Here is a 23,020-nt window from a genome sequence, read left to right on the forward strand (position 1 = left end):
CGTTCGGGAGACCGAACGCCAGAGTATTTACACTACCGACGTTATGCTGATAACAGGACGTCGTTCCTTAGGGACAACATTGATGTAATGAGTGACATAGGCGAAATATAACCCGGCATAATTTTCGACCAGATCAAAGAACGCAGGGTATATCGTCATCCGTCCGTCACCTCTGTCTTTTAGATAACCTGCTTCTTGTGCCGCTTTGATAATTCTGGTGACATGGATACGTGAAACGAAAAATTCTTTTGCCAGCGTAGCGGGTGAATACTCTATTGTCGCCCCGTGCGCATTCATATTTTGTTTGGCCTGCAGATAAAGATAAAGCATGATCATGCGCCCCCCATCTTTATCAATAAACAACTCGACTTCCGGCAACACTTTTTTTAGGGTCAGCCCACGAAAAAGATATTCAGCAGCGCGACGGAAAAAATTATTGCGCAAAATATCGTTGTCAAGAAGACTGACATCAATGTCAAAGTCCGGGTACAGAATGCTCACCGGCAAAAACGCGCCGGAAATATAGCGTTTGAGTTCATCAAGTCCTTTCTGGGTTGGGGCAATGATAGTTTTACGTCGGTCTTCGCTGCATCGCCATGTTTTGATGCGTCCCGTGGTTCGAAGTATGGTAATGATTGCGATCACACTATTGGGACTCGCAATTTTATACTTCGCGCACATGCTTTTTATCTCTGAAACCGATTCGGCCTGATTGCCAAAGATAAAGCAGCAGATCGAAAGAATAATATTGAATCTCGATTCCTGCAGCATTGTCTTGTAGAACAACGGTTGTTTTTTATAGATAGTTTCATTAATGGCGTAATGTTCTTTAATCGCCTGGCTAAATCGAGGGTTGTTTTTGATGACATCTCTGCGATGTAGCAAAGCTCTGGATGAAATGTGATTATCCATAGCATTTTCTCTTTATTGAACGAACCGATGAAATGAAGTATCCAGTCTTCTTTTCGGCAAAGTTATTATACCCTGCAAAACAACCATTTACCGTCGTTATTTGAAAAGAAACATATATTTATAGCTCGAATGCATGAGTGCGGAAATTGACGCAAAAATGTTCACCCTCAAATTGATGATAACCATTTATTAACCTGATGGGGTGCTGTAAGATGATTGTATGTAACACATTTATAATAAACGTTGTTGCAACGAGATTGTTGATTTTCGTCTTTCTTCCGTTTTTTTTATGCAGAAAAAATCTTCATAGCCAGGAGTAGAAAATGGCCCTTAGTTACACTATTAATGCGACTGCTTGCGGCAAGCAGAAGTATGTCATCTCTTCCTGCGCGTATACTTTTCAGGGGTATCAACTGCTGCTTAAAGAGCAGGGGATTAATGCTTCCCGCATCTTCTTTGAAGGAGATGACGTTTCCCATGAGGATGTTAATGAGATTATTTTAAATAAAAATGCTGAAATTTCAGTGTTTTTAGGTAGAGAGGCGGTGAGCCTGCTCGGTACATTAAAAAAACTGGCAGGACTGCTCAATGCGCTGCCGGTAATACGGCCGGTACTGTTGTATGGAAAAGTACCTGACAGTTGGTTGTACTTTACACTGGAAAATCTTGTTAGCCATAAAAGTAAATTATCCCTGGTCAAGATTGCCAGCCTTTCAGATATTGAAAATAGCTTCAGGAACCCGAAGGATATCCTACGGGATAATTCCAGATCGTTGGTTAAAGAGTCATTTCACTGTGCTTACAAGAGCGGAATGAAATATTTAACAAAAAGAGAATTTGAAGTTTTATTAAATCACTTCAGAGGAATGACCGTACAAGAACAATGTAAAAGAATGGAGTTGTCGAATAAAACGATTTATACTCATCGCAAAGAAGGACTGCGAAAATTACAGTTGATTCATACGTGGATTAATGATTTTAACGCCTCGCGAGTGGAAAAAATCCGGGGAAGAAATAATGAAAAAGAAACGCTGTCTAAACGCGAAATGGAAATTTTCAGTGCGTTAATTAAACGTGATATCTTTCCGGTCTATCAAATTATCACTAACTCCAGCAAACGCGTTATTGGGTTTGAAATTCTTTTGCGATGGAACCAGAACGGTAAAATCGTCAAACCTGTACAATTTTTATCGGATGTTTTAAATGTTGAGGTTTGGCTAAAGATCACGGCGTTAGTGATTCACGCTGCGGTATCCGGCATCAACAAATATAACGGTAAATATTATTTCTCGGTTAATATTCCTCCGCAGCTGGCGTCCGGCAACGCGTTACCAGGAATGGCTAAAAAAGCCATTGAGATGCTACTCAAACCTGAGTGGGCAGACAAACTGGTGTTCGAATTCGCAGAAACCATAGACGTGACGAGAAACAAAGAGATTCCGGAAACCATGCAGCGTTTACGCAACACGGGGTGCAGATTATTTCTGGACGATTGTTTCTCGAATCATCAGGTTATGTTTCCGGTCAGGCAGGTTCGCTTTGACGGCCTGAAGCTCGATCGGGATATTATTGAACACTTTGTTGCCAACGATAATGATTATAATCTTATTAAAGCAATACAAATGTACAGTGATATGACAGGAAGCGACTGTGTTGCCGAAGGCGTGGATAGCCAGGAAAAATTCGATAAGCTGGTCGCGCTGGGAGTGAAAAGTTTCCAGGGATATTATTTTTCGAAGGCGGTAAAAGAAGAAGAGTTAGATCGTATGGTAAGAATGTTTAGTTAATTCTCCAGGCTGGGGGCAGGGTAACGCGATGATTACTACGCGATCAGGCCCCGAAGGGCCTGGCGTTACTTACGTCCCAGGAGCAGACCCAGAACAATACCCACTGCACCTGCGGCAATTAAACCGGACAGGGGGTTATTACGGACGGCTTCAGTTACGTCGGCAACCGCGTCACTGGCCTGGGCTGCATATTTTTTTGCTGCGCCTTTAACCTGATGTTTAGGTGAATCGACAAAATCGCCAAACTGCTGCTGGGCAGAGCCAGCAAGTTCATCGAGTTTATTTTTCGCTTTGTCACCCGCGTACTCAGCATTTTTATCAGTGTCAAAATCAGACATGACTTCCTCCTTATGTAGACACTATAAGGATAGCCTCTGTTGGCAAAGTTGAGAAGTGAATCGCCAAGGATAATCTGGACACTTCCGAGCCGTTGATAATATTAGTTTTCGTATTCGGTAGGTGGCATAGATAAGAGATCATCTGATTGTTTTTCCATTAAATGATCGCTCATTCTACCTAAATTAAGCATTAACGTGCTAAGGGATAAGAGTACCAACTCAGAACCCATGGACTCTTTCTCGGGAGCCTCGATTATTCTGTCCAGCTTTTGGGGGCAGTAAAGTTTGAGACTGAAATCGACGAAAGAAAAGCATTTTTAGGACACATCTCCATCGGCACGCCCTGCGCTCAACCGCTAATTTTTGCGCAGGATGGCGTCTAACTGCTCGGTAATCACGTGAAGTATTGGCTGAATATCCGCATCCATAACGCGTCGCTCTTTTAACCTAATCTGTGTGGCGCAGGCGTAGTTGGGTCCCCAGACGTCAGCATTATCTGCTGGCGCGACCAGTATTTTGTAGGGATAGAGGCAGACTAATTTCTTATCAAATGCCCTGGCTACGTGTACGAATGAGGTGTCGGGGGAAATCACCAGTGCACTTTCTTTAATGATTTGTGCGGCCGAGAAGAAGGATGGGGTGATGTTTTTGGTTACATTTTCTGTGTCAGGAATAGTATTAATTTTGTGCTGTTCCCCGAGGATGATCACGTGAAAGGTGCTCTCATAGTGCGCGAGGTGACAGAGAATAGCGTCGATTTGTGCATCAGAGAAAAAACGCTCGCTAACGCTACCGTAAGGAATAAATGCGATGATCTTTTTATCGCTGGTTTTTTGGATGAACTCCCTGGCCGCGCTGGCGTCTTCATCGGGAATGACCACAGAGTAAGCATACGCTGTCGCTGGGATCCCCAGGTAATTTAACAGGTCAATGTATCTGGTGCTAATGTGCGCAAGAGGTTGACTGATGTTGATGACGCCATCGTACAGGCGGTATTGACGGGTGAAGCCAAGGGTTCTGTGTGGTTTAACACGCCTGATCAAATCAAATGAATCGACGTTTGAGTGCGTCACCTCATGAGAGTCGACAAAGATAAAGGGGTTAAGCCCTTTAAGCGCAGTGACGAGCGGTTTTTTGTTATCGGGATCGTAGAAGTACAACCCTTGCAGATTGCGCCACGCTTTGAACAGAAACCAGGTTCTTTTGTCGGCGATCACCGATACGCGAAAATTATGTTTCACCAGCGTATCAATCATCCCTCCGATGACGACCGCATCACCGATCCCTTTGCCGATAAAGGGGATGATAATGTGGTTGGTGTCTATCTCACCCCCTGCGCCAGGGTGACGGCCCTGCGCCGCCAATGTACTTAAGAGCTTAAGTTTTAACCGTAGTTTGGCCCTTTTCAGCACATAGTTTTTGGATCTGTTCATTTTCTTCAACCACCTGATCACGCACTGCCCCTCTTCAGTTTTGGACCGGGTGGAGTGTAGCCTCATTCCCTGGCATTTAACCAGCACTCGTTTTTGGGGTTGTAAAGTCTCATATTATGTCTATACGTTACATTTACAGATGATGAGCAGGACGTTAATTGTCAAGGCAAACTTAATATATACACGCGAATAATTTTCAGGGTACTATACCCCCCTATAGTATTGAGAGGAGGGCGCATGCCCCATTCACCCGCAGATAAAAAACGCATTCTGACCCGCGTCCGTCGCATTCGGGGCCAGGTTGATGCTCTGGAACGTGCGCTGGAAGCGGGGGAACCCTGTCTGGCCATCCTGCAGCAAATTGCCGCCGTGCGCGGGGCTGCCAATGGCCTGATGGGGGAAATGGTAGAAATTCACCTCAAAGATGAACTGGTGACGGGGGAGACAACCCCGGCGCAGCGGGCGGTCAGGATGGCGGACGTCGGCCATTTGCTGCGCTCTTATCTAAAATAAATTCACAGACCTCACCACAAGGGAAAAGACATGATGAAATCTCGCGCAGCAGTCGCGTTCGGCCCAGGCCAGCCGCTTAAAATTGTTGAAATCGACGTAGCCTCCCCGCAGAAAGGCGAAGTGCTGGTCAAAATTACCCATACGGGCGTCTGCCATACCGATGCGTTTACGCTCTCCGGTGACGACCCGGAAGGCGTATTCCCGGCTGTGCTGGGCCATGAGGGGGGCGGTATCGTTGTTGAGGTGGGCGAGGGCGTGACCAGCCTGAAGCCGGGTGATCACGTTATTCCGTTGTACACCGCAGAATGTGGCGAGTGCAAGTTCTGTAAATCCGGTAAGACCAACCTTTGTCAGGCGGTACGTGCCACGCAGGGTAAAGGCCTGATGCCAGACGGAACAACCCGTTTCTCTTATAACGGTGAACCAATCTATCACTATATGGGCACCAGTACTTTTAGTGAATATACCGTTTGCGCGGAAATCTCGCTGGCAAAAGTAAACCCGCAGGCCCCGCTGGACAAAGTCTGCCTGCTGGGCTGTGGCGTGACCACCGGCATCGGTGCGGTGCACAACACGGCGAAGGTCAAAGAGGGTGACACCGTGGCGGTGTTTGGTCTCGGCGGGATCGGCCTGGCGGTTATCCAGGGCGCGGTACAGGCGAAAGCCGGTCGTATCATCGCGGTAGATACCAACCCGGAGAAATTTAAACTGGCAGGCGAAATGGGGGCGACCGATTTCGTTAACCCGAAAGATCATGAAAAACCGGTTCAGGACGTCATCGTTGAGCTGACCGACGGCGGCGTGGACTTCAGCTTTGAATGTATTGGTAACGTGAACGTGATGCGTTCTGCGCTTGAGTGCTGCCACAAGGGCTGGGGTGAAAGCATCATCATCGGCGTGGCGGGCGCGGGTCAGGAGATTAAAACGCGTCCTTTCCAGCTGGTGACCGGTCGCGTATGGCGTGGCTCTGCGTTCGGTGGCGTGAAGGGTCGTAGTCAGTTGCCTGGCATGGTGGAAGAGGCGATGGTCGGCAACATTCAGCTCGATCCGTTCATCACCCATCGCCTGCCGCTGGCGCAAATTAACGAAGCGTTTGATCTGATGCACGAAGGGAAATCCATCCGTACCGTCATCCATTTCGGCGACAACTGATTATTCTGCCAGCGGTTTTTGCCGCTGGCCTCTCTTGAATAATCTTCTCCAAAGTGTGACCTGTCTGGCGCTTTTAGGCGTAATCAAATTTTATGTTTTGCCGATGACTCTTTTACAGGCGTGTTTTACGCATCAAACTTATAAGAGAGTCGACGGTCATGGACAACACAACTTCGATGCAGGCGCAGCACTCGCTGGGCTTCTTGCATCACATCAGGCTGGTTCCGCTGTTTTCCTCCATTCTCGGTGGCATTATTATTCTGTTTGCTTTAAGCGTGGGTCTGGCGGGGTATTTCCTGTTACAGGCGGATCTCGATCAGCAGGATCTGACGGCTGAAATTCAGGTACGTACCGGTTTATCCAATAGCTCAAACCATCTGCGAACGGCGCGTATCAATATGATCCATGCGGGCGCGGCAAGCCGTATCGCGGAAATGGAGGCGATGAAGCAGAACATTGATGAAGCACAGGCGCGCATTAAACAGTCGCAGGCCGGTTTTGCCGCTTACATGGGGCGTGGCGTACGGACCCCGGCGGATGAAGCCCTGGATGCCGAACTTAACGCCCGCTACGCGGACTATATCGCCGGTCTACAGCCGATGCTGAAATATGCTAAAAACGGCATGTTCGAGGCCATTATCAACCATGAAAACGAATCCGCCCGTCCGCTGGATGATGCCTACAACAGCATGTTGCTTAAGGCGATTAAACTCCGTACCGATCGTGCCAACGCGTTAACGGCGCAGGCGCATACGCGCACCCAACTGGGGCTAATGATTATGCCTGGCGCCTTCGTGCTGGCGCTGGGGCTGACGGCGATGACTTTTATCGTCCTGCGTCGCACCGTCATCAACCCGCTACAACGCGCCGCCACCCGCATTGAGAAGATTGCCAAAGGGGATTTAACCCTACCGGACGATTCGACGAGCCGCAGCGAAATTGGCCGACTGACGCGTGATCTGCAAACCATGCAGCACTCGCTGGTCACTACCGTGGGCAGTGTGCGTCAGGGAGCCGAGGAGATCTATCGCGGCACCAGCGAGATTTCTGCCGGAAATACCGACCTCTCCTCGCGTACTGAACAGCAGGCCGCCGCCATTGAACAGACAGCCGCAAGCATGGAACAGCTCACGGCGACGGTAAAACAGAACACCGATAACGCACACCATGCCTGCAAGCTGGCGGAAGATGCGTCAGGTAAAGCCAGCCGCGGCGGCCAGATGGTCTCTGGGGTGGTAAAAACCATGGGTAATATTTCCACCAGTTCGAAGAAAATCTCCGAAATTACCGCGGTGATCAATAGCATTGCTTTCCAGACTAACATTCTGGCGCTTAATGCGGCGGTAGAAGCGGCACGTGCGGGCGAGCAAGGCCGTGGGTTTGCGGTCGTGGCGAGTGAAGTCCGTACCCTGGCGAGCCGCAGTGCGAATGCCGCCAAAGAGATTGAAAGCCTGATCAACGAATCGGTGAATTTGATTGATCAGGGTTCCGGTGAAGTGGTTGCCGCCGGGAATACGATGAATGAAATCGTAAAGGCGGTTAAACGCGTTACGGATATTATGCTGGAAATTGCTGCCGCGTCCGACGAGCAGAGTCGCGGGATTGTGCAGGTGAGCCAGGCCATTTCTGAGATGGATAAAGTGACCCAGCAAAACGCCTCGCTGGTGGAAGAGGCTTCTGCGGCGGCGTCGTCGCTGGAAGAACAGGGCGCGCGCCTGACCGAGGCGGTAGGGGCATTTCGTCTGAATGGGACCACGGCGAGCCGTACGTTCACCTCTGCGCCAGAGCGCGCGCAGTTACGGCCAGCGGCTGCTGTGTCCGGGAAGAACGGGGAGACGTTCTGATCTGCAGGCTGTTTCTCGATAAAAAAGGGACCCTCAGGTCCCTGTCAGGTTACTTCTTATCCGGTAACGCGTAGGCAATAACGTAGTCACCACGGTCCGGTGACTGACGCGCGCCACCGGCGTTAATGATGATGTACTGTTTACCCGTTTTCGGTGAAACGTAAGTCATCGGGCCGGACTGGCTGCCCACTGGCAGACGGTCTTTCCAGATCTCTTTCCCGGTCGCGGTATCAAACGCGCGCAGGTAGAAGTCCTGCGTACCGGCAAAGAACAGCAGGCCAGACTGCGTGGAGAGGGACGCGCCCAGCGTTGGCATCCCGATTGGAATAGGCATATGCATGCGAATGCCCAGCGGGCCAGTGTCTTCTACCGTGCCGACCGGAACCTGCCACACCAGCTTGCCAGATTTAAGATCCACCGCAGACAGAGTACCAAAAGGCGGCTTCTGGCAAGGAATGCCCAGCGGAGACAGAAAGCGTTCACGCATCGCACCGAACGGCGTGCCATCCATCGGCACAATACCCATCTCGATACCGCTGGCATCTTTGGCAACATTGGCGCGAGGAACCATGTAGTTCGCCAGCCCCAGTCGCATATCGTTAACAAACATCAGGCCGTTATTTGGGTCAACCGACACGCTGCCCCAGTTCATACCGCCGAGCGATCCCGGGAACTGCAGAGAACGATCCAGACCCGGGGGGGTGAATACGCCCTGATGACGCATCTCTTTAAACTGAATACGGCACAGCAGGAGGTCAACCGGGGTTGCGCCCCACATGTCGGATTCGGTCAGCGTCTGGTTGCCGATCATCGGCATGCCAACAGAATAGGGTTGAGTAGGCGAATAACGTTCACCTGCAACATTCCCGGCCGGAACAGGACGCTCTTCAACCTTCGCAACCGGTTTGCCGGTTTCGCGGTTGAGCATGAAAATCATGCCCTGTTTGCTGGTTTGCACCAGTACCGGCGTCGTGCCACCTTTGCCGTCTGGCAGATCGTACAGCAGCGGCTGAGAAGGCAGGTCAAAGTCCCAGAGATCGTGATGGGTGGTCTGGAAGTGCCAGCGAACCTGACCGCTAGTTGCATCAACGGCCACAATAGAAGAGCTGTATTTATCATCAAGCGCAGTACGTTCACCCGCCCAGAAGTCTGGGGTAGCGTTACCGGTTGGCAGATAAATCAGGTTCAGTTTGGCGTCGTAGGACATCGCAGACCAGACGTTAGGCGTACCGCGTGTATACGTCTCTCCTTCCGGCGGCAGGCCGGTCAGGCTCGGATTACCCGGATCCCATGCCCATGCCAGTTTACCGGTATGCACGTCATAAGCACGCACCACTCCTGGCGGTTCGCCGGTGGAGAAGTTATCCGCTACGCGACCACCGACCACCACCACATTCCCGGCCACCAGCGGCGTAGAGGTTTGTTGATAGTAGCCTGGTTTGATTTCACCCATACCAGCGCTCAGGTCAACCGTACCGCGATCGCCAAAGTCTTCACAGGCTTTACCGGTGTCGGCATTAATTGCAATCAGGCGCGCATCGGTAGTCGGCAGGAAGAGACGACGCGGGCAGGCCGCAGACTGCGTCTCTATTTGTGACGTTGTCACGTTAGAGTGATCTTCGAAGTAGCCCAGACCACGGCAACGCTGCCAGTTTGGTGCCGTGGCTTTCGAATCGTAACGCCATTTCTCTTTACCAGAGTCAACGTCCAGCGCCAGCACTTTGCTGTACGGGGTACAGACATACAGCGTGTCGCCGATCTGCAGCGGGGTATTTTGATCTTCCGCGCCAGAACCGTTGCTCTGTGGAATATCCCCCGTGTGCGCGACCCAGGCGACCTGCAGCTCGTTAATGTTCTGCTTGTTGATCTGATCCAGCGCGGCGAAGCGATCGCCATGGGTGGTGTTACCCCAGTGCTCCCAGTTTTTTTGCTCCTCACCGGGCGCGACGGGTTTGACCGGTACAGCCTCATTGGCGGCAACCAGCGTCTGGGGCTTAAACATCCAGCCCAGACTGACCAGCATCGCCACGGCGAGCACGGCGGCAACGCCAAATGCCGGCGCCTTGTTAACCGGGGCGTGCGTGTTTGCCGCGCGCAGGAATGGCCAGACAAGGGCACATAAGAACGCCAGCACGGCGAAGGTAAATAAACGCGAGAACAGCGGCCAGAAATCCCAGCCGGCGTCGCTGACTGCCCAGAACAGCGAGGCGATAAACGCAACGCTATAAAGCACAATGCCACTGGTGCGGTTGCGGAAAATCAGGATGGCTGCAATCACCATCACCACGCCCATAATCAGGAAGTACCCACTTCCGCCTACTGTGACGAGCTTAAAGCCCAGGCCGCCAACCGCCAGACCGATGAGCGCCATCAGTCCGGCAAGGAGCCACTGCAGGATCCGGGGGATCCCTTGCGGCGCGCTACCAAATGCCATTTCTATCTCCTTTAATACTCCCGTCTTTATGGATCCGCGCTGTGCGGCGTGTGTACCAAATGGGTAACAAAAGACGAAAGCGATGCTGATATATACCCAACTGAGCGGCTCAGTTGCGCAGAAATCCACGATAAACACATAGCGTGCGAACCATTTGGTGAATTCGCGGCTATGATAAAACTGTTAAATTGTTTTACGCAATTGTTAATGGAAAATTTCGCATTATTTGACTATGACGGTGCGAAACCCGTCATCTTGACGGGCGCGAAAGGGGGATCAGGCAGGCATGGATTTGCGTATGGCACTCAATAGCGTCCTGGCCCCCGGGGAGAGAGGGACGTCAACGCGGGTCAGGATGCCGATAGGTTCTCCGGCTCCTGGCGAGGTCACCGGCAGCGCAGTGAGGATACCCTGGCGCAGATCCTCTTTCACCGCGCCGGAAGGGACAAACCAGACGTAGTCGAAATCGACGGTCAGCTGGCGAGACAGTGAGGCCGAAAGCGTTTCAATACAGCCTGACGGCATCGTGCATCCTTGCAGTTGCAATAACGTTTCGGCATTCTGCCGCGGGACGGTGCCTTTTGGTGATACCACGACGGGCCACTCCATCACCCGGCTCAGGGTGACTGTATCCTTGAGCAGAGGGTGCTGAGGGCGCACCACCAGCCTGAGCGATTCCAGGAACAGCAGTTCATAATTAAGACCGGTCATCAGTTCCGGATCGGACATTCTGCCAATACCCAGGTCCAGCTCGCCAGATTTTAACCCCGCGAGCAGCATTGTGTTATTCATGGTGGCGACCTGGAGAGTGGTGTGGGGCTGATGTTTATGAAAATGGCCGACAACGGCAGGCAGAATACCCAGCGCGGCCGTAGGGAGCGCCCCGACGCGCACGATCTCCGGAGCCTGTTCCTGTTTACGATGCAGCGCCTGACCGGCGGTGTTGAGCGCATCCAGAACGTTCACTGCATGGGTGAGGAACTGTTCACCGACCAGGGTCAACTGCGCACCCATGCGACCCCGGTCGAAGAGGCGGGTTCCGGTGAGTTGTTCCAGTTCGTTCAGGGTTTTTGACAGGGCCGGTTGACTAAGGTTAAGGGTTTCAGCCGCTCGCCCCAGCGTTCCCTGTTGAGCGACGGCCACAAATGTATGCAAATGGCGCAAGCGTATGCGCTGACTGAAAAGACCATTTTTTTCCATAGACGATGTTAAAAACAGAGCGACGCGGCTGACAAGTTAAGTTGTTTAAATTTGATAACCTAGTAGCAAAATATTTTTAACATTTGATTGGTTTGAGTTACAACAAATTTCGCCGTCGCCATGCTAAAGAACATCCATGTTCTTTAGGGGAACAATTGCAGGCCGGGCGGGGACAGGGTTACAGTACCCCGTCGCCGCCATCCGAACACCACACCTGGCCTGAGGTGTAAGAGCACTCGTCGGAGGCCAGCGTGACATACAAAGGTGCGATCTCAACGGGCTGCCCCGGACGGCCCAGCGGCGTCGTGCCCCCGAACTCTTTCACTTTCTCCTGCGGTTGCCCGCCGCTGGACTGCAGTACCGTCCAGTAAGGGCCTGGCGCAACGGCGTTGACGCGGATCCCGCGTGGACCGAGCTGTTTAGCCAAAGCTTTAGTGAACACCGCCAGGCAGGCTTTGGTCTGGGCGTAATCGAGCAGGATTGCGCTCGGTTTTGCCGCCTGCACCGACGAGGTATTGATGATGGCGGCGGACGCCTTAAGGTGGCGCAGGGCGGCTTTGGTTATCCAGAATGGCGCGTAGACGTTGGTTTTGAACGTCGCGTCAAAATCTTCCGTCGTCAGCTCTTCCAGCGTCTCCCGGTACTGCTGACGACCGGCGTTATTCACCAGAATATCCAGCCCGCCCAATTTCGCGACGGCATCCTCGACCAGCGTCTGGCAAAAGGTCTCATCCCGAATATCCCCCGGCAGGGCGACGGCTGTACGTCCTTCCGCTTTGATCAGGGCAATAACCTGGGCTGCATCTTGCTCTTCTTGCGGAAGATAGTTGATGGCGACATCCGCGCCTTCACGGGCATAGGCAATCGCCACTGCGCGGCCAATCCCGGAATCACCGCCGGTGATCAGCGCTTTCTTGCCCGTCAGGCGACCGTGCCCCCGGTAACTTTGCTCACCATGGTCGGGTACGGGCTGCATTTCAGAGGCCAGTCCGGGCGGCGTTTGCGGCTGTTCCGGAAACGGGGGCTGCGGGTAGGCGTTTGTGGATTGTTGGGTATCACTCATTACGGACTCCTTATGGCCTGAGGGGAAAATCGATGTAGTGGGGCAGCGTAGCGCTTCGCTGCTGTTATTTTTGCAAATGGTCGACGCGTACCACCGGTGGGGATGATTTTTTATCCAGCGAACCGCTAATACTGATCATATGGTCCGGTTTCACGGTCCGGTCATCAAAAACGGCCTTTGGAATAATAACGTCGATTTTTCCTGTTTTATCCTGGAACATGTATTTATCACCGCTGCCATCAATGAGATTTCCGCGCAGTGAAATTGAGGCGCCGTCGTGCATTTCTTTCGCCTGGTCGATGGTCATAATTCGGGCATCATCGGTACCGCGATAACCGCTGTCGAGGGCATGGGGAGGCGGGGGCGCTTCACCTTTTTGTAACCCACCGTTATTTTCTGCCCACGCGGCGGGAACCAGAAATATCAACAATGCGGAAATAACTATTAATTTCATTTGATATCCTCTGTTTCAAGTGTCTTGACTTCTTAAGTATTGTTGCTATTCCTTTAGGTGGCAAATGTGATAAGTCTTAAAAAAATAGCGTTATAAATCAAAAATCCTGAAAAATAAGCGAAGCGGTGATGGTCAACATGAATCGTAAAGATGACAAGGTTCCTGGTGTAAATGAAAAACATCGCTTGCTGACGTTTGAATATGCATTTCGCCAGGTGGGTTTTATCCTGCTGCTGGCTATTATTGTCGCGGCGATTCGCCGGTCTTTTTTCGAGCGGGGCGTTAAGCGACAGCGTAAAAACCAATTCGGTAAAAACGCTGGTAGTGAACTACGAGCGCTTTGGTCGTCGGGAGACTGAGTTTCCGCTGCAGATTGCGTTTCCGGTTAACACCCAGGAGGAGTACGTGATTAGCTTGACCAGCGAGGGGCCGGATGTCTATGAACCGGGCAGCGTCTGGCCGCAGCCTGATCGCATGTATAGCCACGGAAATACGCTTTTTTTCGTCTACACCCACCTCACTAATCATGACCCGTTCACCCTCAGAGTATTTATGACGCCCTCCAGGGCGGGCAAGTGGGAATATACAATCCGCGTAAATCGCGAGCCAGACGTTCGTTTCTGGCAGTTCATTTACCCCTAGGAGGCGAACATGGATATGGTCTTTCGTGCTCTGGCGATCTATCTTTTTCTGGTTGTGGTATTCAAAGTAGCCGGACGACGCGCATTATTGCAGATGACCAGTTTCGATCTCATTTTGCTATTAATCATCAGTGAAGCGACCCAGCAGGCCCTGCTCGGGCAAGATTTTTCCGTTACCGGGGCGATGATAACTATCACCACGCTGGTGGTGGTGGATATTATATTTGGCTTAATGAAAAAATATTTTTCTTCCGTTGAGAATATTCTTGACGGCACGCCGGTCATTTTGGTGGAGAATGGGGTCCCCTTAACGGATAAGCTGAAAAAAGTCGATGTTTCATGTGATGATATCCTGGTTTCGGCGCGGCAGAATAATGGGATAACCGAGCTGGGGAAGATAAAATATGCCATTCTTGAACGCAATGGCCATATCTCAATTATTCCTTTTGAATCACATGAGGCCTCTTAATGAATAATCTTGCGCATGATAACCATACCACCATTGCTGAACTCACCAAAAAGCTGGCACGTAAATTAACCGGTCTTGATTTACGGTTGACCACCGCAGAATCCTGCACCGGTGGGAAGCTCTCCGTGGCGCTCTGCGCTGAAGAGAATACGGCTGAGTTTTATGACGTGGGGCTGGTGGTCTTCAGCGACGCCGCGAAGGAGCGGATCCTCGGCGTTCGGCCAGAAACCCTGGCGCGCTTTACTGCCGTCAGTGAAGAAACCGTCACCGAAATGGCCGCGAGTATTCGTGAGCTGGCGCAGGCTGACGTCAGTATCGCAATTAGTGGCTATGCCGGGCCGGAAGGCGGTGAAGACGGCACCGCAGCAGGCACCGTCTGCTTCGCCTGGAACTTACAAGGCCATACTGAAACCAGTACCGTACTGTTTTCCGGTGAGTGTCAGGACGTGGTGGAAAAGGCGGTGCAACATGCCCTGGCGGAAATAGTACAAAAACTGACCCAGCACAAGCGTAAGGAGCCCGCTGCTTAATGATAACCTTCGGTATCCGACACTTTTCCCCGGAAGACGTAGTAGCTCCAGGCGGTGTAAACCAGAATCACCGGCACGATCAGCAGCGTGCCGACCAGCATAAAAAGTTGGCTGGCAGGCGGGGCGGCAGCATCCCACAGCGTAATATGCGGTGGAATGATGTTAGGCCACAGGCTGATGCCCAGCCCGCTAAACCCAAGGAAGATCAGCCCGAGCGTGAGCAGGAAAGGGCGCGTGTGGCTGGCGGGGTTGCGCGTTAGCCGCCAAATCAACAGGCTAAAGAGGCCTACCAGAAGAGGAACCGGCAGGAACCAAAAGACGTTAGGCAGGGTAAACCAGCGCTCGGCCACATACTGCCAGCCGAGCGGCGTCCAGACGCTCACCACCGCGATAACGGCCATCAGCGCCAGCAGCACTTTTCGGGTTAATACACGCATGTGGTTTTGCAGTGCCCCTTCGCTCTTCATGATAAGCCAGGTGGTCGCCAGCAGGGTGTAGGCCACCATCAGCCCAAATCCACAAAACAGATTAAACGGCGTCAGCCAGTCGAGAGATGAACCCGCAAAGCGTCGCCCTTCAACGTCGAAGCCGTTGATCATCGCCCCGACAACTATTCCCTGGCTGAAGGTGGCAACAAATGAGCCTCCGGCAAAGGCGTAGTCCCAGAACTTGCGGTGCGACGGCGTGGCTTTAAAACGGAATTCAAAGGCGACACCGCGAAAGATAAGCCCCATCAGCATGGCGGTAAGGGGGAGGGTGAGCGCGTCGGTAATCACCGCATAGGCCAGCGGAAAGGCGCCGAATAACCCCGCTCCGCCAAGGACCAGCCAGGTTTCGTTTCCATCCCAGACCGGCGCCACGCTGTTGACCATCACATCGCGTTCTTTTGCATCATTCACGAAGCTGAACAGCATTCCTATCCCAAGGTCGAAACCATCCATGATGATGTACATCAGGGTGGCGAAAACGATGATAGCAAACCAGATTACCGGAATATCAATGCCCATCAGCTTTTCTCCTGTTCCGGGACTGACTCCGCGGCAGAAAGGGGACGGGCAGGGGTGCCCAGGGTATCAGAGGTTAACGTATCCACCGGCTGCGGCCCTTTTTTGATAAGACGGGCGAGATAGACATAGCCTACGCCGAACACCGAGCAGTAGACCACCAGGAAGGCCGCAAGGCTGATACTCATCTGCAGGGTGCTGTGCAGGGATACCGCGTCTATGGTGCGCAGGTAGCCATAAACCACCCACGGCTGGCGACCCACTTCCGTCGTGACCCAACCCGCCAGCAGCGCCAGCAGACCGGCGGGACCCATACAGAGCGCAAACCAGTGGAAAGGCCGCGAAAGGTACAGCCGATGCCGGTAACGTAGCCAGAGGCTAAGCGCGCCGAGGGCGATCATCAGTAACCCCATTGCCACCATGATGCGGAACGACCAAAAAACAATCGGCGAGTTCGGGCGGTCTTCTTTTGGGAAATCTTTCAGCGCCGGGACCTGTTTATCCAGACTGTGCGTGAGGATCAGACTTCCCAGCGCGGGGATCTCAAGCCCATATTTTGTCCGTTCTTCGGCCATATCCGGTAGGCCAAACAGCAGCAGCGGTGTTGCTTCCCCGGGCGGGTTCTCCCAGTGTCCTTCAATGGCTGCAATTTTGGCGGGCTGGTGCTCAAGCGTATTCAGGCCATGCATATCGCCAACGATGGCCTGAACGGGGGCAACCAGCAGCGCCATCCACATCGCCATGGAGAACATTTTTCTGACTGCGGGCGTATCGTTGCCGTGCAGCAGATGCCAGGCGCCGGAGGCGCCAACAAACAACGCGCTGCACAGGAACGCGGCGATAGACATATGGATAAGACGATAAGGAAAGGAGGGGTTAAAGATAATCGCCAGCCAGTCCTCGGGGATCGCCTGGCCGTTCTCGATGCTAAAGCCCTGCGGGGTGTGCATCCAGCTGTTGGACGCGAGGATCCAGAACGTCGACATCAGCGTACCCAGCGCCACCATGCAGGTGGCAAAAAAGTGTAGCCCAGGCCCGACCTTGTTCCAGCCAAACAGCATCACGCCGAGAAAACCGGCTTCGAGGAAGAACGCGGTGAGTACTTCATAGGTCAGCAACGGGCCGGTAATACTGCCCGCAAATTGAGAGAATCCGCTCCAGTTGGTACCAAACTGGTAGGCCATGACCAGCCCGGAGACGACGCCCATACCGAAATTCACGGCGAATATCTTGAGCCAAAAGTGGTAAAGCGAGCGCCAGACGTCGTTTTTAGTGCGAAGCCACATCCCTTCGAGTACCACCAGATAACTGGCCAGACCGATGGTGATCGCCGGAAAAAGAATATGAAAAGAGACGGTAAACGCGAATTGGATCCTGGCCAGATGAAATGCATCAAGTTCGAACATGGGCCGTACCTCGGGAAAGGAGGGCGAACGGGAAGGGCCAGGCGTCGGGCTACCTGGCCCTGCCGATTACGGTTTTTTCTTACCCGCGCCAAGTTCAGCGCCTGTTAGCGGGTCGGCATTAGGGTCGGACTTGGTCCGCGCAGCCATTGCCTTAAGTAGCGTGGCTTGCTCTGTCGTCAGGGTTACGCTGGCGCTACCCTCACCACCGTCCACGGCAGGCTGAGGTGATTCCACGTATTCAAAATGTTTATCACTGTTCCAGCTACCACGAACGTCTTCGCCTTCAGACATATTGTAGTACTTGTTGGTGTATTCCTCGATGGGCGGCAGTTTACCGGGCGGGAAATTATTGCGGATGGACTGCAACGCTTTCTCGAAAGAGAGCTGATGCGCCGCCTCACGGGTCATCAGAAACGCCAGGGTATCTTTCACGCCCGGGTCGTCGGTCACATTGATGAGCCGTTCATAGATAATTTTGGCTCGGGCTTCGGCCGCGACGTTTGAGCGCAGGTCCGCCGTAGGTTCTCCAATGGTGTCCACGTAGGCGGCGGTCCAGGGAACGCCGGCAGAGTTGGTCAGCGGCGTTCCGCCACCGTAAAGCAGAGAGGTAATGTGGCTGTCGTTGCCATTTTCAGTCATGGAACGATAAAGCTCTGCTTCATTTTCGACGCCTTCCGCCAGTTGGCCTTTTGCCCCTTTGTTCAGCATCGCCACGAGGGTACCAATAATTTCCAGGTGACTTAACTCTTCCGTGGCGATATCCATGAGCATATCTTTACGCCCCGGATCGTCGTCGCTTAACCCTTGTGTAAAATAGCGACAGGCGGCGGCCAGTTCACCCTGTGGACCGCCAAATTGCTCAAGCAGAAGATTAGCCAGGCCCGGATTCGGTTCAGCAACGCGAACCGTATACTGTAATTGCTTAACGTGTCGGAACATAGCTTCTCCCTCAGGGTTATTTTTTCGCTTCCACGCCATCTGCGTCAGAGCGCAGCAAGAACTGTTCCGTCGTTTGCGGAATATGCTGGAGCAGCCAGTCGGCCATTTCGCGCTCTTCAGCAAGGATTGTCTCAATGGCGGGCACCGAGGCGGTATCACACGCCTGTCTGGCGGCGGCCAGCAGGGAGGTATAACAGGCGATTTCGAACTGTTCGAAGACGTAGCCGCTAATGGAGCCTTTCACGATTTCATCGGAGGGGAACATACCCCCGATAGACTGGCCAAGTGCCGCCATCTTGCTCATGGAATCTTTTAAAACCGAACGCGAAATATCGTTACGGTCGAGAATTTCCTCCAGCACTGTAATTTGCCGTTTTGTTTCATGAATATGTTGCTCAATGCGGGCGCGTACATCAGGATAATTATCAATACGGCTGGCCATCGATTCCAGCATAGATTCCGCCTGCTTTTCCATCGCATGGGCATCGCGTAGCCAGTCATGGTAATGTTCTACGGGATTCATGATTAACTCCTGGTTGATTTGAGTAATTCATTTGCTGAAGATGTTGTCATAAAGGGTGATTATTTATGCGCTTTGGTATTAATATTTCCAACCGCAAGATCGGTTAATTTAAGGTCGGTCTCTTTTTCCTCTTCCAGCGTTTCGGCAAGAAGTTTTACCGCCTTTTTATATCCTAATTGTTCGGCCAGGGTTGCGAGGGTACCGTAGCTGGCTATTTCGTAATGCTCCACTTTTTGCGCTGCGGCAATTAAAGCGGCATCACGAATTTCATTTTTTTCAGTGCTTTCGATCACTTCATTGGCTTCTTCAATTAAACCTTCCATTGCCACGCACTTCATCCGTTTGATTTTAAGGCCCTGTTCTTGTTCGATGATCTGATCAATACGTTCGATCTGACCGTGTGTCTCGTCCAGGTGGGCTTTGAACGCGGCGCTAAGCTGTTCGCTGGAGGCTTCGCGTGAGAGTTTACTTAATGCGCGGGTCAGCTGCTTTTCTGCGCTGTAGGTATCCGATAACAGGTGGATAAATACATCTTCAAGTGATTTCATATTCATATTATGTGCTCCAGAGTAATTAAAGAAGGGGACTGCGAGCCATTCGGCCCGCAGTCAACTCGCTGATTATTTGCTTACATCAGGAGTTATCAGATTTACGGCCTCCGCCGTGACTGTTCTGCCCGCCTTTTTTTCCTGCTTCAGATGCGCGTTGCGGGTCGTTTTTGAAATTACCCCCGCTCTGCTGACCACCTTTACGGCCAGCGTCAGATGCTTTTTCACGATCTTCAGCGAAATTACCGGAACCACCACGATGCTCTGCCATATTAAACCTCATTGATTGATTATGTCAGTAAGATACAGAATTATTTCCGTATCAGTCGTCGTTCGATTAATAACTTTAGTCGCTACTAATGATGAGTCAAACGGCGGGCGTGATAGCTTCAGTTCTTCCATATTAATTAACGCTTCGTTTGGCGTTGATATATTTATCAAGATGAAGCTAACCTCCTGTCTTAGCGCTAATAATTCTCGCAATGTAAATTTAGAAATACATAGATAGAGATTAATCCTAATTTAGCCTGTGGCCTGCACTGGCATCGGGATCTCTCCGCAGTGGGGTAAAGCGTGTAGGGTTTGAGCACTGGCGTCGTAAGATCACAGAACGTAAATTCTTCCCGCCGGACGGAGCGTGCTTTTCTACACTCCAGGGAGTATTCACTGGAGGCATGACATCATGGCGAACACCATCACGGCTGATGATATTCGGGAACATTTTTCGCAGGCAATGTCGGCGATGTACCAGCGGGAAGTTCCGCAGTACGGCACATTGCTCGACCTGGTCGCGGACGTAAACCTGGCGGTGCTGGAAAATAACCCGCTTTTACATGAACAACTGGCGAATGCTGATGAGCTGGCGCGCCTCAACGTTGAGCGTCATGGCGCCATTCGCGTTGGTACCGCGCAAGAGCTTTCTACCCTGCGTCGGATGTTTGCCATTATGGGGATGTACCCGGTCAGCTATTACGATCTCTCTCAGGCTGGGGTTCCGGTGCACTCGACGGCGTTTCGCCCGACAGAGGATGCGGCGCTGTGCCGTAACCCGTTTCGCATTTTTACCTCACTGCTGCGCCTGGAATTGATAGAGAGCATGACGCTGCGTAAGCGTGCGGCGGCTATTCTTTCGCAACGCACCATCTTTACCCCGCGCTGTCTGGAGCTTATCAACCTGCATGAGTCGGCAGGCGCTTTCACCGAGGCGCAGGCGCGGGAGTTCGTCCAGCAAGCGCTCTGCACGTTTTGCTGGCACCAGCAGGCGACGGTCGATCGCGAGACCTATCTGGCGCTGAGTCATGAGCACCGTCTAATTGCGGACGTGGTCTGTTTTCCCGGTTGCCACATTAACCACCTGACGCCACGCACGCTGGATATCGACCAGGTGCAGGCGCTGATGCCGAAGTACGGCATTGAGCCGAAAATACTCATAGAAGGGCCGCCGCGCCGTGACGTGCCGGTGCTTCTGCGCCAGACCAGCTTTAAAGCGCTGGAAGAACCGGTGCTGTTTGCCGGAGAACATACAGGAACACACACCGCCCGGTTTGGCGAAATTGAACAACGCGGCATTGCGCTGACGCCAAAGGGCCGGGCGTTGTACGACCGTTTACTCGGCCAGGCCGGGACCGGTAAAGATAACCTGATGCACCAGCTTCATTTACAGGAGGTATTTCGCGCCTTTCCCGACAGCGAAATGTTCATGCGTCGCCAGGGGCTGGCCTATTTTCGCTACCGCCTGACGCCCGCCGGAGAGGCGCACCGTTCTGCTTTTCGGGCCGGAGACGATCCGCAGCCGCTCATCGAGCGCGGCTGGGTGGTTGCTCAGCCCATCACCTATGAAGACTTTTTACCAGTCAGCGCCGCGGGGATTTTTCAGTCCAATCTCGGGAATCAAACCCAGGCGCGAAGCCACGGAAACGCCAGCCGCGACGCGTTCGAAGCGGCGCTGGGCTGCCAGGTTTATGATGAGTTCACGCTCTACCAGGAGGCTGAAGCGCGCAGTAAACAGCGTTGCGGTTTGCTTTAAAATCGTTACTCTTCAGGGGTGTGATGGAAAAAGAAGGTGGTTATGCAAAATCCCTCCGCCCCTGTGGTTGAAACACGCCAGGGCGTTCTGACTGGTTTTACTGATGAAAATATCCATGTGTGGTGCGGGATCCCTTATGCCGAACCGCCCGTTGGCGACTGGCGCTGGCGCTCTCCACGTCCTGCTAAACCCTGGGAAGGCGTTCGTCCGGCGACGGCGTTTGCGCCGTCAAGCTGGCAAAGCAGTGAATATTGCCAGGAGCTGGGCGGGGGCGACCCAGGCCAGTTTTCGGAAGATTGTCTCTATCTTAACGTCTGGTCCCCCGTGGAGCGTTCGGCTCCGCTTCCGGTGATGGTGTGGTTGCACGGTGGTGGTTTCACCCTTGGCGCGGGCGGGCTGCCGCCGTACAACGGTAAAGCGCTGGCACGGCGAGACGTGGTGGTGGTAAGCGTCAATTATCGCCTCGGGCACCTCGGCTTTTTTGCCCATCCGGCCCTTGACGGAGAAGAGGAGCAGGTAGTCCATAATTTTGCCCTGCTTGACCAGATTGCCGCCCTGAAATGGGTAGGTGACAATATTGCCGCCTTTGGCGGGGATCCAAACAACATCACCCTGTTTGGTGAATCGGCAGGCGCACGGAGCGTGCTGTCGCTGCTGGCTTCGCCGCTTGCCGGGGGGATATTCCACAAAGCGATTGTGCAGAGCGCTTATACCTTGCCGGATACGCCACGAGTAAAAGCCCTGCAAAAAGGAGAGGCGCTGGCCGCCCATTTCGGGCTGGAAAATGCCAGCGCCGCGCAGCTGCGCGCCATTCCCGCTGACGCGTTCTGGCCGCTGGCAGCGCCGCTGAACGTGGCCCCTGCGCCCATTGCCGGAGATTGCGTTCTGCCCGAGGCCATGCTGGATGTCTTCTTTGCCGCTCATCAACACTCTGTCCCGGTTATGGTTGGTTCGAACAGTGATGAAGCCAGCGTGATGGCGGTATTTGGCATTGATCTGGCCGGTGAAATAGAAAAACTTCGCCGTACGCGCCGCTTTGGCCTGGGGTTAATAAAGCTGCTTTATCCGGGCGTAAAAGGGGATGCGGAGCTGGGCCGACAGGTTTGTCGCGATATGGCGTTTACGACGATGGGTTATGTGGTCATGCAGGCGCAGCAACGCGTCGGCGCGTCGTGCTGGCGCTACTGGTTCGACTACGTGGCCGAAGCGGAGCATGCGACTTATGTCAATGGAGCCTGGCACGGCAATGAAATTCCTTACGTGTTTGACACGCTCGGGCAGATAGCGCCTTCACGGGACTACGTAAATGAAAACGACCTCAGATTTGCTGCGCAGGTGGCTGATTACTGGGTGAGCTTCGCGCGTGAAGCAGAGGCGCGCGAGATGTTACCTGGCCCAACCCACTGGCCTGCCTGCCGCAAAGGACGGGATGTGCTGCTACGCATTGGCGTGAATAAACATGCAGGTTTCAGGCTCGAAAACCGCTTTATGCGTGCACGCATGAGTCTGTTCAGGCGGGTGATGAAACACCATGTCAGCCTCGATTAAGCAAACAACTGCGAAATGCCGACAGGCCATTTTCTGTGCCACGTCACCTGCTGGCGGACGACACCCTCCTCGGCAGTGGTATTGGCTTTGGCTTGCGTAAAGGGGATAAGGCCACCGAAACGCAGCTTAATGACGCGATAGATAAAGTCCGTGCTGACGGCACGATCGCTACACTCGCTGATAAGTACTTCCCGGGTATCGATGTCAGCGTAAAAATAACCACCTCGTTAGCCCCGGCGGTGATTGCCTGCCGGGG

At 52.8% G+C, this 23,020-nt stretch carries 21 protein-coding genes and 2 pseudogenes; 10 read left to right on the top strand and 13 right to left on the bottom strand.

Annotated elements, in window-relative coordinates; genetic code table 11:
- Positions 1-27: 27 nt before the first annotated feature.
- Positions 28-912, bottom strand: a complete 885-nt coding sequence (locus NL510_RS11230; RefSeq protein ID WP_253384668.1) for a MarR family transcriptional regulator — start codon at positions 910-912, stop codon at positions 28-30.
- A gap of 323 nt (positions 913-1,235) precedes the next feature.
- Here NL510_RS11230 and NL510_RS11235 point away from each other — a divergent pair, with 323 nt between their 5' ends.
- Positions 1,236-2,699 (top strand): EAL domain-containing protein, encoded by a 1,464-nt coding sequence (locus NL510_RS11235; protein ID WP_253384670.1) that lies wholly within the window; start codon positions 1,236-1,238, stop codon positions 2,697-2,699.
- A gap of 65 nt (positions 2,700-2,764) precedes the next feature.
- Here the strand turns inward: NL510_RS11235 and NL510_RS11240 are convergent, their stop codons facing one another.
- Entirely contained in the window at positions 2,765-3,037 is a 273-nt protein-coding gene (locus NL510_RS11240; protein WP_253384672.1) for an ElaB/YgaM/YqjD family protein, read from the bottom strand.
- Positions 3,038-3,393: 356 nt separating this feature from the next.
- On the bottom strand, positions 3,394-4,470 hold the full coding sequence (locus NL510_RS11245; RefSeq protein ID WP_253384866.1) for a glycosyltransferase family 9 protein: 1,077 nt from the start codon (positions 4,468-4,470) through the stop codon (positions 3,394-3,396).
- 237 nt (positions 4,471-4,707) lie between these two features.
- On the opposite strand from NL510_RS11245, the gene NL510_RS11250 reads away from it, so the two are divergent.
- The 3 genes from NL510_RS11250 to NL510_RS11260 all read left to right on the top strand — a co-directional run bounded on the left by NL510_RS11250 (position 4,708) and on the right by NL510_RS11260 (position 7,979).
- Positions 4,708-4,983 (top strand): metal/formaldehyde-sensitive transcriptional repressor, encoded by a 276-nt coding sequence (locus tag NL510_RS11250; protein WP_253384674.1) that lies wholly within the window; start codon positions 4,708-4,710, stop codon positions 4,981-4,983.
- Positions 4,984-5,016: 33 nt separating this feature from the next.
- Positions 5,017-6,135, top strand: a complete 1,119-nt coding sequence (locus NL510_RS11255; RefSeq protein ID WP_253384868.1) for an S-(hydroxymethyl)glutathione dehydrogenase/class III alcohol dehydrogenase — start codon at positions 5,017-5,019, stop codon at positions 6,133-6,135.
- A 158-nt stretch (positions 6,136-6,293) separates the two neighbouring features.
- Positions 6,294-7,979 (top strand): methyl-accepting chemotaxis protein, encoded by a 1,686-nt coding sequence (locus tag NL510_RS11260; protein ID WP_253384676.1) that lies wholly within the window; start codon positions 6,294-6,296, stop codon positions 7,977-7,979.
- A 49-nt stretch (positions 7,980-8,028) separates the two neighbouring features.
- Here NL510_RS11260 and NL510_RS11265 read toward each other — a convergent pair whose 3' ends face one another.
- From NL510_RS11265 to NL510_RS11280, 4 genes are all read right to left on the bottom strand, one after another.
- The gene (locus NL510_RS11265) at positions 8,029-10,413 is read right to left on the bottom strand and encodes a glucose/quinate/shikimate family membrane-bound PQQ-dependent dehydrogenase (RefSeq protein WP_253384678.1); all 2,385 of its coding nucleotides are present in this window, start codon (positions 10,411-10,413) and stop codon (positions 8,029-8,031) included.
- A 276-nt stretch (positions 10,414-10,689) separates the two neighbouring features.
- Entirely contained in the window at positions 10,690-11,613 is a 924-nt protein-coding gene (locus NL510_RS11270; protein WP_253384680.1) for a LysR substrate-binding domain-containing protein, read from the bottom strand.
- Positions 11,614-11,791: 178 nt separating this feature from the next.
- Positions 11,792-12,676, bottom strand: a complete 885-nt coding sequence (locus NL510_RS11275; RefSeq protein ID WP_253384682.1) for an SDR family oxidoreductase — start codon at positions 12,674-12,676, stop codon at positions 11,792-11,794.
- A 64-nt stretch (positions 12,677-12,740) separates the two neighbouring features.
- Positions 12,741-13,130 carry a YdeI family stress tolerance OB fold protein gene (locus tag NL510_RS11280; protein ID WP_253384684.1) on the bottom strand — a complete coding sequence of 130 codons (390 nt, stop codon included), beginning with the start codon at positions 13,128-13,130 and terminating at the stop codon, positions 12,741-12,743.
- 137 nt (positions 13,131-13,267) lie between these two features.
- Between NL510_RS11280 and NL510_RS11285 the strand changes: the two are divergent.
- The 3 genes and pseudogenes from NL510_RS11285 to NL510_RS11295 all read left to right on the top strand — a co-directional run bounded on the left by NL510_RS11285 (position 13,268) and on the right by NL510_RS11295 (position 14,770).
- A pseudogene (locus NL510_RS11285) lies at positions 13,268-13,772 on the top strand (hypothetical protein).
- 9 nt (positions 13,773-13,781) lie between these two features.
- Positions 13,782-14,240, top strand: a complete 459-nt coding sequence (locus NL510_RS11290; RefSeq protein WP_253384686.1) for a DUF421 domain-containing protein — start codon at positions 13,782-13,784, stop codon at positions 14,238-14,240.
- Positions 14,240-14,770, top strand: a complete 531-nt coding sequence (locus NL510_RS11295; protein WP_253376563.1) for a 2-oxo-tetronate isomerase — start codon at positions 14,240-14,242, stop codon at positions 14,768-14,770. Before NL510_RS11290 ends, NL510_RS11295 begins: the two co-directional genes overlap by 1 nt.
- On the opposite strand, the gene cydB is transcribed toward NL510_RS11295, so the two are convergent.
- From cydB to NL510_RS11325, 6 genes are all read right to left on the bottom strand, one after another.
- Positions 14,767-15,777 carry a cytochrome d ubiquinol oxidase subunit II gene (cydB, locus tag NL510_RS11300; protein ID WP_253376566.1) on the bottom strand — a complete coding sequence of 337 codons (1,011 nt, stop codon included), beginning with the start codon at positions 15,775-15,777 and terminating at the stop codon, positions 14,767-14,769. The two genes, NL510_RS11295 and cydB, sit on opposite strands and share 4 nt — an antisense overlap.
- Entirely contained in the window at positions 15,777-17,180 is a 1,404-nt protein-coding gene (locus NL510_RS11305; RefSeq protein WP_253376568.1) for a cytochrome ubiquinol oxidase subunit I, read from the bottom strand. Before NL510_RS11305 ends, cydB begins: the two co-directional genes overlap by 1 nt.
- Before the next feature lie 66 nt (positions 17,181-17,246).
- Complete coding sequence (locus tag NL510_RS11310; RefSeq protein WP_253376569.1) at positions 17,247-18,119, bottom strand: manganese catalase family protein; 873 nt, start codon at positions 18,117-18,119, stop codon at positions 17,247-17,249.
- 16 nt (positions 18,120-18,135) lie between these two features.
- Entirely contained in the window at positions 18,136-18,642 is a 507-nt protein-coding gene (locus tag NL510_RS11315; protein WP_253376571.1) for a ferritin-like domain-containing protein, read from the bottom strand.
- A 59-nt stretch (positions 18,643-18,701) separates the two neighbouring features.
- Positions 18,702-19,196, bottom strand: a complete 495-nt coding sequence (locus tag NL510_RS11320; RefSeq protein WP_253376578.1) for a YciE/YciF ferroxidase family protein — start codon at positions 19,194-19,196, stop codon at positions 18,702-18,704.
- A gap of 79 nt (positions 19,197-19,275) precedes the next feature.
- Positions 19,276-19,461, bottom strand: a complete 186-nt coding sequence (locus NL510_RS11325) for a con-10 family general stress protein (protein ID WP_253376580.1) — start codon at positions 19,459-19,461, stop codon at positions 19,276-19,278.
- A 411-nt stretch (positions 19,462-19,872) separates the two neighbouring features.
- Between NL510_RS11325 and hglS the strand changes: the two genes are divergently transcribed.
- From hglS to NL510_RS11340, 3 genes and pseudogenes are all read left to right on the top strand, one after another.
- Positions 19,873-21,216 carry a 2-oxoadipate dioxygenase/decarboxylase HglS gene (hglS, locus tag NL510_RS11330; protein ID WP_253376582.1) on the top strand — a complete coding sequence of 448 codons (1,344 nt, stop codon included), beginning with the start codon at positions 19,873-19,875 and terminating at the stop codon, positions 21,214-21,216.
- A 42-nt stretch (positions 21,217-21,258) separates the two neighbouring features.
- Positions 21,259-22,764 (top strand): carboxylesterase/lipase family protein, encoded by a 1,506-nt coding sequence (locus tag NL510_RS11335; RefSeq protein WP_253376584.1) that lies wholly within the window; start codon positions 21,259-21,261, stop codon positions 22,762-22,764.
- Positions 22,765-22,814: 50 nt separating this feature from the next.
- Positions 22,815-22,979, top strand: a pseudogene (locus NL510_RS11340) (ABC transporter substrate-binding protein); the annotation flags it as partial.
- Between the last annotated feature and the right edge of the window lie 41 nt (positions 22,980-23,020).

It is taken from the genome of unidentified bacterial endosymbiont, assembly GCF_918797525.1.
Taxonomy (GTDB): Bacteria; Pseudomonadota; Gammaproteobacteria; order Enterobacterales; family Enterobacteriaceae; genus Enterobacter.